Raw genomic sequence first — 11,263 nt, forward strand, 5'->3', positions numbered from 1 at the left:
TCGGGAACGGTTTATACGGCTGATTTCTATCGGAAAGTGGCGCAACAATACTTACCCAATAATGAAATCCCCATTATGATTTGGGTGTACATTGGTTTGGGGCAAAATCAGCAGGGCAATCAGCTTTATACATCGGGCATGGCGAAATTTGGCAAAGATGAAATGGAAATTTTAAACAGCCAAATCAATATGGCTACGCTGCACACTTCATTGAGCAGTGTATGCAGCTATATCATCAGTTCGGGTTTGGTGCTGAAAGATGGGGAAAGCATTGGATTCAGCGCAGAACAGAAATGGCAAATCAGTCATTCTAAAAGTGTGTACGCGCCTAGTGAGTTCTCATTAAAGATTGATATTTAACAGAATTGTTACATGAATTACTATGAATAATAGAAAAAAAGTTTGGGCTGTTCAATTAAGCCATACTCTACTTAAAACTTATCCAATAGGTACGGATTATGACAATGTATTTGATTACTATATATAGGAATAATGAATTAGAATTACATAAAAATTCTGATAATAATGATTTACGGAAAGCGAATACTTCAATGTTAAATAAATTATTTTCTTCTTCGGAAGAAAATAATGGAATAATGAAACCAAGTAGATTATGGATAGAAACAAGTTTACAAGAAACGCCTTCTGAAGAAGAATATCTATTCTGGGGAAGTGGTACAGTTATTATGAATGAGAATTGTGCCAATATTTTTAAACAATTAAATTTAGGTAATAATCTACTTAGTCAAGTTCAAATATTTGAATTGGAAACAAAAAAAATATGTAGGGACAATTTTTTTTATATTTTAAACATATGTGAAGAAAGAAAATATATGTTGCATCAACAAAGCAATCCAAACTTAAACTATATACCATATCCAATATGTAAGAATAAATTGGGTATGTATAGTATATATACAAAACTAGAGAATTGCACAATCGAGTTAAATAGCCAATCTTCTAGTTGTAATATAGATTTATGGAAGGATCCATTATTAAGTGATATCTTTTTTATATCTGGCAATCTATATGATTTACTACAACACAACAATCTCATAGATAAATTTAATCCAGTATTATGTAAAATAATTGGTTAATTAAAAGGTACTTATTATGTCTGCATAGTAAGCATAGGTTGGGTTGAAACGAAGTGAAAACCCAACATTTTTCCGAAAATTTATGGATTTTGTTGGGTTTGCGCTTCGCTCCAACCCAAGCTACACCTGCGCGGGAATCCAAAAAACAAATTTCAAAAAGCGTTGATGAAGCATCGCTTGCCCAGCATCGGGAGGTGGATTCCCGTATTCGCGGGAATGACGGAGTTTTTTATATTGCACTAATTTTCAGTAGAAAATTTAAATGATGACATGCCCTAACCCGTTTCTCATGCCCCATATGGTTGGTGTGCTTTGTTTTCAAAAGCACATTTGCCATAAAAAATCACCCGCGCAAAAGCGAAAAGCCTTGCGCGGGTGATTTTTGAGCATACGGAAATGATTTTCGCAGACAGGCATCGGGTATTTCAACCATACCGCATCAAACCGTGCATCTGGTGGGTCCGGTGGGTTTCGAACCCACGACCAAGGGATTATGAGTCCCCTGCTCTAACCCCTGAGCTACAGACCCGAACGCATCGGAATAACAGTGCGAAACATAGAATTGTATACCTAAACCCATGCCCGCGCAAGCCTTAAATTCGCCATGCGCCTTGTACCGTCAATGCTGTGCCAAAATCAGCAGTTTGTCGTAATCCTGCCGCAAAGACTGGTCTTCGTCCAGCAGCTTGTCGATGGTTTTGAGCGCGTGCATCACGGTGGTGTGGTCGCGTCCGCCAAACACTTCGCCGATGGCGGGCAGGCTCATATTGGTCAATTCTTTGGTAATCGCCATGGCAAGCTGGCGCGGACGGGCGATGTTGCGGCTGCGTTTTTTGCCCAGCAGGTCGCTGACGCGGATTTGGTGGAAATCGGCAACGGTTTTCATGATTTTTTCGGCGGTAACGGGGGTGTGCGTGACGCTGATGATGTCTTGCAGCGCATCGCTTGCCAAATCGATGTCGATGCGTTTGCGCTGTTCGAAGCGGCAGCGTGCCAATACGCGGTTGAGTGCGCCTTCCAGTTCGCGCACGTTTTGTTTGATGTTTTGGGCGATGAACAGGGCGGCGTCTTCGGCAAGGGCAACGCCTGCCGATTGGGCTTTACGCGCCAGAATATTGACGCGCATTTCCAGCTCGGGCGGCTCGAGTTTGAGGGTCATGCCCCATGAAAAGCGCGATACCAGCCGTTTTGCCATGTGGGTGAGGCTGTTGGGGTGTTGGTCGCAGGTCAGGATGATTTGCCGGCCGTTGTCGCGGTAGTGTTCGAACAAGATGAAAAATTCTTCCATTGTCCGTTCTTTGCCCTGAAGAAATTGAATGTCGTCCAAAATCAGCAGGTCGTATTGGAGGTATTGTTGTTTGAAGTTGTCCCATGTTTTGTTGCGGGCGTGTGCCATGAAGTTTTTCAGGTATTCGTTGGCATGGACGTAGCGGGCGCGGGCGGTGGGGAGGTGGCGCAGCAGTGCGTTGCCGGTGGCTTGGGTGAGGTGGGTTTTGCCCAAGCCGGTGCTGCCGTAGATGAAAAACGGGTTGTACATGCTGTCGCCGGGCTTTTCGGCGATGTTTTTGGCGATGGCGACCGCCAAGTGGTTGCCTTTGCCTTCGACCAAGCTGTCGAAGGTGTATTCGCCGGAAAGGTTGGTGGCTTTTTGGCGCGGGTCGGGCTGTTCGTGTTTGGGCTTGGCGGGTTTGTGGTCTTTGGCGGGCGGGGCGGGGCTTTTGGGCGGTGCGCTGTTGCCGCCGCGCAGGTTGTTTAGGCGGCGGGCGATGATTTCCCGTGCGTTGTATTCGCGTGCGGGGGGTGCGGCGGCGGGCAAGGGGGGTGTTTTGGCGGGCTTTTCGGCTGCCGAGCTGCGCATGGCGCGGGCGGTGGGCAGGGGCGCGTCCGGCAGGGGGATGTCGGGGAACAGTTGCCCCGAACGGATGGGGCAAAGTCGCGGTTTGGCGGGTGTTTTTTTGTTTTTGGCTGATGTGTTTGCGCTGTTGGCGGCGTGCGGCGGGGCATCGGCAGACGGGGGCGTATCTGGTGTGTTGTTTGGGGTTTGGACTGGGGTTTCGGGCAAGACGGTTGTCGCAACGGTGTGCTGCGGTGTGTGGTTGGGTGCTGCCGGTGCGGCGGCGTGGTGTTCGCCCGTGCCGATTTTGATGTGCAAGGGCGGGGCGTCGGGGGCGATTTTTTGCCGTGCGCTTTCGATTTTGTCGGCATACTGCGCCCGCAGCAGGTTGGCGGCAAATTGGTTTTTGGCATACACCACCCATGCGCCGTTTTCCATGCCCACCGTGAGCGGAGCAATCGCCAGTTTGAACTGTTGCTCGCTCAATTCGGCATGGAGCAGGCGCAGGCACTGCGGCCAAAATTCGGCTAGGGTCATGGTGTGGTTCGGAAGCGGGTGGCACGAAAAAATACCGCCGTGTGGCACGGCGGTGCGCGGGGCAGGGCGCGTGCCGGCAGGGAAAGCGGCAGGCGGATTTTTTCAAACGTCGGGCAGGGTGTGGTGCGGTTATCACCGGCAAATGACGACACGCCCCAGCCTTGCATGGAGCGGCATTATAGCCGAAAATGTTATCCACAGCCATTGCGGAGCGGCGGATTGCGGATAATTTGATTTATCCACAGCTTTTGCGGGCGGCGGCGCAGGTGCAATGCTGCACGTTTGGGGCGTGTTATCCATGAGCCGAAAAAACACGGCACTGTCATGCCCGCGCAGACGGGAATCCAAAACAAATTTCAAAAAGCATTGATAAAACATTGCTTCACAAACATCAGGCAGTGGATTCCCGCATGCGCGGGAATGACGGTATTTTGGTATTGCGCTGATTTACATTAGAAAAGTTTAATTGATGACACGCTCTAGACCATGATGATGGCACTGCGGCTGTGGCGGTTGGTGGCGAATGTCTGCGGCGATTGACAAAACCGTATAAAATCGGGTTTAATGCGCCGTTTTATCTTTGACATATTATTGAGGACTGATGCCATGAAACGCACCTACCAACCCTCCGTTACCAAACGCAAACGCACGCACGGCTTTTTGGTTCGCTCCAAAACACGCGGCGGCCGCGCCGTACTCGCCGCCCGCCGCGCCAAAGGCCGCAAACGCTTGGCGGTGTAATTGGACGGCCGCTTCGGTAAAGCCTACCGGCTGTTGAAAACGGAAGAATTTTCTTCCGTTTTTGCATTGCGCCGCCGCCGTTCGCGGCATTTTGTGCAGGTTTACCGTGCGGACAACGGCTTGGGGCATGCGCGTTTGGGCTTGGTGGTGGCGAAAAAAACCGCCAAACGCGCCAACCGCCGCAATTATATGAAGCGCACCGTGCGAGAGTGGTTTCGTGTGCACAAACACGCGCTGCCGCCGCAGGATTTTGTCGTGCGCGTGTGCGCGGCATTCGGGCGGGAGGAGGCGGCGCAGGTGCGGGCGCAGTTGGCGGAATTGATGTTGCCGGAACGTGGGGCGTAGGGTATGTCATCAATTAGCCGAAAAAACACCGCACCGTCATTCCCGCGTAGGCGGGAATCCACATCGAAGCACGACAAACCTTGATAAAATAGCGCTTGCCAAACATCGGGCGGTGGATTCCCGCCTACGCGGGAATGATGGAATTTTTATATTCTACTGATTTTCAGTATAAAAATTTAAATGACGACACGCCAAAGCGGGGAAGCCCTGCCTTTTCGACCACCGCCCCAGCCCTCCCCCGCAAGCGGGGGAGGGAGTAAAAGGAAAATCTGATGGAAGCCTTAAACCACCCCTTACTCGCCCCACACAAAGACCAAATTCTCGCCACCGCCAAACCGACGGCGGAAATCACGCTCACGCGCCAAGACGAGGGCTTGACGCTGTGGCAAAGCAAAGTGGGCGGCGACCTGTATCTGCCCAAAGGTGCGGAATATCCGCGCCACCCCGCCGGACACGCGCTGACGCTGCTGGCGCAAATCAATTTTGCCGAAGTGCCGAAACTGCCTGATTTTCCTGAAAAAGGGATTTTGCAGTTTTTTATTGACGGTACAGATGATGTGTACGGTCTGGATTACGACAATCCGAGTGTGCAAAAAGGTTTCCGTATCGTTTATTATGCCGATGTATCGGAAAATATTGATGATTTGGTAATGGATTTTTCGCCTTATGCGGTTGAGAATGATGAATATGGCTTGCCGTTTACGGGGCAATATGCGATGGCATTCAAGCAATATGAGCAAGTGATTACCTATTCAGATTTCCATTGTTACACTGTCTTTGGTTTTCCTGAATATTGTTCGGAAGAATGGGACAATCTGGGCGATGAAGAAGTGGCAGAAATTGAAGAAGTAGAAGGATATTTTGCTGATGTTTCTGAAACAGGGCATCGCATCGCGGGTTATCCTTTTTTTACCCAAGATGACCCACGCAAACATGATGAAGCCTTGCAAGATTATGTTTTGCTGTTTCAATTGGATACGGATTGTCATGATGGTAAGGCAATTATGTGGGGTGATGCGGGCGTGGGCAATTTCTTTATCCGCCCCGATGATTTGAAAAAGCTGGATTTTTCCAAAGTGATGTACACTTGGGATTGCTGCTGATTGTTCAGGCCGCCTGAAACCATGTTCCGCAAATTATTGATTGCGCTGATTCGTTTTTACCAAACCGCCGTCAGCCCCATGCTGCCGCCGCGCTGCCGCTTTGTGCCGACCTGTTCGCAATACGCTTTGGAAGCGGTACGCAAACACGGTGCGGTCAAAGGCATTCTTCTCGCCGCCAAACGCATTGCCCGTTGCCACCCTTGGGGCGGAAGCGGCTGCGACCCCGTTCCATAAACGTAGGAAAAAATAATGGATTTCAAACGAATGATGATAGTGATGTCGCTGTCCATGCTGATTTTGCTCGGCTGGGAAGCGATGTTCCCCACGCCCAAGCCGCAGCCGCAAACGGCACAAACGCAGCAGGCAGCCGCACCCAAAGCCGCCGCGCCGGAAAGCCCGCTTGCCGCCACCGTGCCGGTTATGGTGGAAACCGACACCGTCAAAGCCGTGATTGACGAAAAAAGCGGCGACCTGCGTCATCTTACCCTGTTGAAATACAATGCCGCCAGCGATGAAAGCAAGCCTTTCGTGCTGCTGGACGCGGCGCAAGGGCATACCTATGTGGCGCAGTCGGAGCTGCTGGACGAAAACGGCAACAATGTTTTGAAAGGCGTGTCGTTTACCGCCGCGCAAAAACAATACAAATTAAACGGCGACAAGCTGGAAGTGCGCCTGACCGCGCCCGAAACCAAAGGCTTGAACATTGAAAAAGTTTACACTTTTCACAAAAACAGCTATGTGGTAAACGTGCGTTTTGACGTGCGTAACGGCGGCGCTGCGGCGGTGAAACTCGCGCCCTCCTACCGCATGGTGCGCGACAACAAAGCCCCCGAAGGGCAGGGCTGGTTTATGCAAAGCTACACCGGCCCCGCGCTCTACACCCCCGAAGGCGAGTTTCAAAAAGTGTCGTTCGGCGATTTGGACGACGATTTTGAAACGGGCAAAGACACCGCCGAATACCAGCGTAAAGCCAACGGCGGCTACATCGGCATGATTCAGCATTATTTTGTGTCCGCGTGGCTGATGCAGCCGAAAAACGGCGACAATCTGTGCGCCGCAGGTTGCCAAATGGACGTAAAACGCCGCAGCGATAATTTGTACGGCGCGGGCGTGAACGTGGCGGCGGCAGACGTGGGCGCGGGCGCGTCCAAAACCTTTGCCGCCAATCTGTATGCCGGCCCGCAAGTTACCGCGCTGCTGGAGCAGGCGGCGGACAATCTGGTACTCGCCAAAGATTACGGACGGGTGTTTATTTTCGCTTCGCCCCTGTTTTTTATCCTGAATTTCTTTCACGGCTTGGTGGGCAACTGGGGCTGGGCGATTGTGCTGCTGACGATTTTGGTGAAAATCGTCCTGTTCCCCCTGAACGACAAAGCCTATAAATCCATGGCGAAAATGCGTACCGTTGCGCCGAAAATGGAAGCCTTGCGGAAAAAATACCCCAATCCCGAAGACCGCATGGCTTTGCAGCAGGCGATGATGCAGCTTTATCGCGATGAAAAAATCAATCCGCTTGGCGGCTGCCTGCCGATGCTGTTGCAAATGCCGATTTTTATCGGATTGTATTGGATGATTTTCTTGAGCGTGGAACTGCGCCAAGCACCTTGGATTTTGTGGGTGCACGATTTGAGCCGCCCCGATTCATGGTTTATCCTGCCCGCGCTGATGATGGCAACGATGTGGTTCCAAACCACGCTCAACCCGCCGCCGTCCGACCCGATGCAGGCGCAGATGATGAAGATTATGCCCTTGATTTTCGGCGTGATGTTCTTCTTCTTCCCTGCGGGTTTGGTGCTGTATTATGTGGTGAACAACCTGCTGACCATCGCGCAGCAATGGTACATCAACCGCAAATTTGAACTGGAAACCGCCAACGGCGTGGTGCTGGACAAAGAGCCGCCCAAAAACGCCAAAGGCAAGAAAAAATAAGCGTTCAGGCTGCCTGAAAAACCTTTCGGGCAGCCTTTTTCACACATCATGAACCACACACTTTCCCCCGTCCAACAACAATTCCGCGATGCGATGGCGTTTTGCGCTGCCGGCGTGCATGTGGTTACCACCGATGGCGCGGCCGGGCGTTTCGGCATCACCATGACCGCGCTCGCCGCCGTTACCGACCAACCGCCCACGCTGATGCTGTGCGTGAACCGTCAAACCCGCATTTATCCCGTGTTGCGCGAAAACGGCTTATTGTGCGTCAATGTGCTGTCGGCGGCGCAACGCGATGTGGCGGAACATTTTGCCGGCATCACGCGGCTCACCCCCGAAGAACGCTTTGAACAGCACATCTGGCATCGCGGCGCAAGCGGGCAGCTTCAGGTGGACGGCGCACTCGCCCATCTGCACGGGCGCATCACCGCGCAGCAAGACGTCGGCACGCACGGCGTGTTTTTTGTGGAAATGGACGAAATCCGTTTGCACGGCAAGGCGGGCGATGCCGCGCTGGTGTATTTTTGCCGCGAATTTGGCAGCCTGTCCCGTTCTTAGGGCAAGGGCGTGTGAAAACCACTTCGCCGTTATTCTTGCGAATGCGGGCATCCGCGTTGAAGCCAAACGGGAGTTGAAATACACCGTTTGCCGACAAGCAAAGATGGATTCCCGTCTGCGCGGAAATGACGGCGTTGTGTTGATTCAATCAATTGATGACGCGCCCGGACAACACCACGCCGCCATGCCCGCAACAAAACAGACATGGCGGCGTGGCGTCAATGTTTCAATCAACGGTGGGTGCTTTGCCCGAACCACTTGTTTTCAATTGCTTGATACTTGCCGTTTGCTTTGATTTTGTCGATGCCCCGATTGATTTTTTCCAGCAATTCGGGGTGGTGTTTGCCCACCAAAAACACCACTTCGCGTTTCGGCTCGCTCGGAACATCAATGGCTTTGGTTTTGATGTGGTTTTTGTTTGCCTGCTGCTCGTAGTAGCCCAAAACGTAGCTCGCGCCCAACACGCCGTTCACTTGATTGTTGAACAATTCGCGTGCCGAGAGATAAAAGCTGTCGGTTACCATCACGTTTTCGTGCGAGCCGGCAATCGATGCTGCCAAGTCAATCATTTTTTGCCCGTAGTATTTGCTGACGGCGATTTTTTTGCCTTTCAGATGACCGATTTCGGTGATGTTTTTGGTCTGCTCGTTGTCGGGCATGCTCACGATGATGCGGACGGTGTCGATAAAGGGTTTGCTGGCGTGGGCGGCTTGGCTGTAGTCGGCATTGCTGTAAAAGGCGGAAGACCAGCCGTCAAATTCTTGTTTGTTCAGGCTTTCCGCCCATTTGTTGCGGATATAGTGTTTTAATTCCACATCAAAGTTTTCTTCTTTGGCAACGGCGCGAAGCACGTCCGGTTCAAAGCCGGTAACGCGCCCTTTTTCGTCCAGAAACTGAAACGGGGGATAGACGGCTTCCGTGCCGAAGTTGTACACGGGGCGGTCGGCGGCTTGCGAAGCGGCGGGGGCGTTGGCGTTTTTGTCGGCGGATTGTCCGCAACCGGCAAGCAGGGCGGCGCAAACGGCAAGGGTCAGGGAAAGTTTGTTCAACATGGTGGCGTACCTGTGTGGTGGTTTAGGGAAAATGGGCGCGAACCCGTGCCAAATCTTCGGCAGTGTCCACGCCCGCAGGCGGTGCGGCATCGGTTTGGCAGACGGCAATCGCCCTCCCGTGCCACAACACGCGCAGTTGTTCCAATTTTTCAATGTTTTCCAACGGCGATTCGCTCAAGGAAACGTATTCGCGCAAAAAAGCGGCGCGGTAGGCGTAAATTCCGATGTGGCGCAGGGGGGGGCAGTCGGGCGCGGCATCGCGCGGGTGCGGAACCGGTGCACGGCTGAAATACAGGGCGTGTCCGTCCGCGCCGCACACCACTTTCACCGCATTCGGGCTGGCGAACTCGGCGGGGTCGTGAATCGGGCAGGCGGCGGTGGCCATCGGTGCGCGGCTGCGGGCGAGCGTGGCGGCGACCTGCCCAATCAGCGCGGGCGGCATCATCGGCTCATCGCCCTGCACGTTTACCACGATTTCATCGTCTGCCAAACCCAGCAACGCCGCCGCTTCCGCCAAACGCGCCGTGCCGCTCGGGTGGTTGGGCGCAGTCATCACACAATCCACGCCGTGTTCGGCGCAGGCTGAAGCAATGCGCGGGTGGTCGGTGGCAACGACAACGCGGCACGCCGCGCTTTGCCGCGCCCGTTCCGCCACACGCACCACCATCGGCTTGCCGCCGATGTTTGCCAACGCCTTTTCGGGCAAGCGCACAGAATCCAGCCGCGCCGGAATCAAAACGCTGAACGGCATCACGATTTTACTTCCAAATCAGAAAGTTCACGCGCTTCGCCCGCCAGCATCACCGGAATGCCGTCCCGAATCGGAAACGCCAGACGGGCGGTTTTGCTCCACAACTCTTGACGGTCGGCGCGGTATTCGAGCGGCTGTTTGCTGACGGGGCAAACCAGCAAATGCAGAAAATCGGGGGTCATGGTTTGGTCTTTCAAAGCGGGTTGTTGGGGGATTGGGCGGGCGTGTGCGCGGACACGGGCGCGGCGGCGGACGGCAGGGCAAACCAATAAAGCTTCACGGCATTTCCTTTTCTTGAATCAAACGGAAAAAAATCACGCGCATTATCCCATATTTGCACCGTTGCGGCACGGGTGCGGGCGCGGATAAGCCACTGCCCGATGCTTAGCAAGCCGAGTTTTCTCAAGGTTTATTGAACAAGCCAAAGGGGTTATTATGCCAAGCATGACCGCCAAAATTGTGATGGAATGCGCCGTGCCGATGAGTAAAGTTGTGTTGAATTTTAAACAGGAGTAATGAAGCATGAACTTTGTTTATTATGAACAAGCCACACCGGAAATGATTGAAAAATACCGAATGTATGAAGAAACGGAGATGAGACAAAACGGAGGTTATTTGTATGGCATTCGTGTATTCGGTTGTTTTAATAAGTTCTTTTCATTTGGAGGCAGCGGAAGGGTAAAAGACACTTTTCAAGACATTTTTTTGGATAATGAGGCAGAATGTTATTTAAGAGTGGGTTCGATACCTGGTTATATAGGTGGAAAACACGCTCATAGCTTTTTATTGTATTTTGATGGCAGAAAAATCTTGTTTACTATTCATCAAGAAAACGATGCAGGGGAGTATGATAAGGAAAATATTAAATTGGTGTGGATTTGGGATAAAGGCGAAAAAAATATTCATGAAATGGCATCTGTCTTACCGTTTATTAAAGAGGCCATTTGTTCTTATTTTACCTATCGATGGCAAAAAAAAGAAATTAATCTCACTTTTGATTTTTAAATAAGGATTTGTATTATGGATAATTTGGATATCAACGCTGCTTTAGCAAGCGTAGATACCATCTTTCCAGTCAAGCTCCCGTAGCAGAAATTTCCAACTGACGGGACTGATAAACCGTTTGATGCTTCAATACGCCAAAGCAAATATGTACCAATTTACGCATCGCCGCGCCCAATGCCTGCATCGGCGTTTTTTGCCTTTGCAGCAGACGGGCGTATTGGGCGGCAATATCAGGGTTGTATTTCTTTGACACGACCGCAGGCAGATACAAGGCCGCACGCAATACTGCCGAACCTTTTTTGGATAACATC

General features: G+C 51.7%; 15 protein-coding genes, 1 tRNA gene and 1 pseudogene. 10 read left to right on the forward strand and 7 right to left on the reverse strand.

What is annotated here, in order from left to right:
- The 3 genes from G392_RS0109115 to G392_RS14100 all read left to right on the forward strand — a co-directional run.
- A partial coding sequence (locus tag G392_RS0109115; RefSeq protein WP_027009982.1) for a DUF4261 domain-containing protein occupies positions 1 to 360 on the forward strand: 360 nt, incomplete at its 5' end.
- Positions 361 to 464: 104 nt separating this feature from the next.
- Positions 465 to 1,097 carry a hypothetical protein gene (locus tag G392_RS13725; protein ID WP_156900882.1) on the forward strand — a complete coding sequence of 211 codons (633 nt, stop codon included), beginning with the start codon at positions 465 to 467 and terminating at the stop codon, positions 1,095 to 1,097.
- 53 nt (positions 1,098 to 1,150) lie between these two features.
- Positions 1,151 to 1,363, forward strand: coding sequence for a hypothetical protein (locus G392_RS14100; RefSeq protein ID WP_211224364.1), 213 nt, complete (start codon positions 1,151 to 1,153; stop codon positions 1,361 to 1,363).
- A 187-nt stretch (positions 1,364 to 1,550) separates the two neighbouring features.
- On the opposite strand, the gene G392_RS0109125 is transcribed toward G392_RS14100, so the two are convergent.
- Positions 1,551 to 1,626, reverse strand: a tRNA-Ile gene (locus G392_RS0109125).
- A gap of 90 nt (positions 1,627 to 1,716) precedes the next feature.
- A complete protein-coding gene (gene dnaA, locus G392_RS0109130; RefSeq protein WP_027009983.1) occupies positions 1,717 to 3,468 on the reverse strand; it encodes a chromosomal replication initiator protein DnaA in 1,752 nt (583 codons plus the stop codon).
- A 606-nt stretch (positions 3,469 to 4,074) separates the two neighbouring features.
- Between dnaA and rpmH the strand changes: the two genes are divergently transcribed.
- The 6 genes from rpmH to hpaC all read left to right on the forward strand — a co-directional run bounded on the left by rpmH (position 4,075) and on the right by hpaC (position 8,144).
- Positions 4,075 to 4,209 carry a 50S ribosomal protein L34 gene (rpmH, locus tag G392_RS0109140; RefSeq protein ID WP_002214728.1) on the forward strand — a complete coding sequence of 45 codons (135 nt, stop codon included), beginning with the start codon at positions 4,075 to 4,077 and terminating at the stop codon, positions 4,207 to 4,209.
- Positions 4,210 to 4,554, forward strand: a complete 345-nt coding sequence (rnpA, locus tag G392_RS0109145; RefSeq protein WP_027009984.1) for a ribonuclease P protein component — start codon at positions 4,210 to 4,212, stop codon at positions 4,552 to 4,554.
- Positions 4,555 to 4,826: 272 nt separating this feature from the next.
- Positions 4,827 to 5,657, forward strand: a complete 831-nt coding sequence (locus G392_RS0109150) for a YwqG family protein (protein ID WP_034334995.1) — start codon at positions 4,827 to 4,829, stop codon at positions 5,655 to 5,657.
- A 21-nt stretch (positions 5,658 to 5,678) separates the two neighbouring features.
- Entirely contained in the window at positions 5,679 to 5,891 is a 213-nt protein-coding gene (gene yidD / locus G392_RS0109155) for a membrane protein insertion efficiency factor YidD (RefSeq protein ID WP_027009986.1), read from the forward strand.
- Between the two features lie 15 nt (positions 5,892 to 5,906).
- Positions 5,907 to 7,586, forward strand: coding sequence for a membrane protein insertase YidC (yidC, locus tag G392_RS0109160; RefSeq protein ID WP_027009987.1), 1,680 nt, complete (start codon positions 5,907 to 5,909; stop codon positions 7,584 to 7,586).
- A 48-nt stretch (positions 7,587 to 7,634) separates the two neighbouring features.
- On the forward strand, positions 7,635 to 8,144 hold the full coding sequence (gene hpaC / locus G392_RS0109165; protein WP_027009988.1) for a 4-hydroxyphenylacetate 3-monooxygenase, reductase component: 510 nt from the start codon (positions 7,635 to 7,637) through the stop codon (positions 8,142 to 8,144).
- A 230-nt stretch (positions 8,145 to 8,374) separates the two neighbouring features.
- Here the strand turns inward: hpaC and G392_RS0109170 are convergent, their stop codons facing one another.
- The 4 genes from G392_RS0109170 to G392_RS0109185 are packed head-to-tail and all read right to left on the reverse strand — an operon-like array spanning position 8,375 to position 10,353.
- Positions 8,375 to 9,196 (reverse strand): ABC transporter substrate-binding protein, encoded by an 822-nt coding sequence (locus G392_RS0109170; RefSeq protein ID WP_027009989.1) that lies wholly within the window; start codon positions 9,194 to 9,196, stop codon positions 8,375 to 8,377.
- Between the two features lie 22 nt (positions 9,197 to 9,218).
- The gene (gene kdsB, locus G392_RS0109175; RefSeq protein WP_027009990.1) at positions 9,219 to 9,947 is read right to left on the reverse strand and encodes a 3-deoxy-manno-octulosonate cytidylyltransferase; all 729 of its coding nucleotides are present in this window, start codon (positions 9,945 to 9,947) and stop codon (positions 9,219 to 9,221) included.
- Complete coding sequence (locus G392_RS0109180; RefSeq protein ID WP_027009991.1) at positions 9,947 to 10,129, reverse strand: Trm112 family protein; 183 nt, start codon at positions 10,127 to 10,129, stop codon at positions 9,947 to 9,949. The genes kdsB and G392_RS0109180 overlap by 1 nt, the downstream gene beginning before the upstream one ends.
- Before the next feature lie 11 nt (positions 10,130 to 10,140).
- Positions 10,141 to 10,353: a hypothetical protein gene (locus G392_RS0109185; protein WP_156900884.1), complete on the reverse strand. Its 213-nt coding sequence runs from the start codon at positions 10,351 to 10,353 to the stop codon at positions 10,141 to 10,143.
- Positions 10,354 to 10,469: 116 nt separating this feature from the next.
- Here G392_RS0109185 and G392_RS0109195 point away from each other — a divergent pair, with 116 nt between their 5' ends.
- Positions 10,470 to 10,952, forward strand: coding sequence for a hypothetical protein (locus G392_RS0109195; RefSeq protein WP_027009993.1), 483 nt, complete (start codon positions 10,470 to 10,472; stop codon positions 10,950 to 10,952).
- Between the two features lie 70 nt (positions 10,953 to 11,022).
- Here G392_RS0109195 and G392_RS13970 read toward each other — a convergent pair.
- A pseudogene (locus G392_RS13970) lies at positions 11,023 to 11,263 on the reverse strand (hypothetical protein); the annotation flags it as partial.

It is taken from the genome of Conchiformibius kuhniae DSM 17694 (genome assembly GCF_000428785.1).
Taxonomy (GTDB): Bacteria; Pseudomonadota; Gammaproteobacteria; order Burkholderiales; family Neisseriaceae; genus Conchiformibius; species Conchiformibius kuhniae.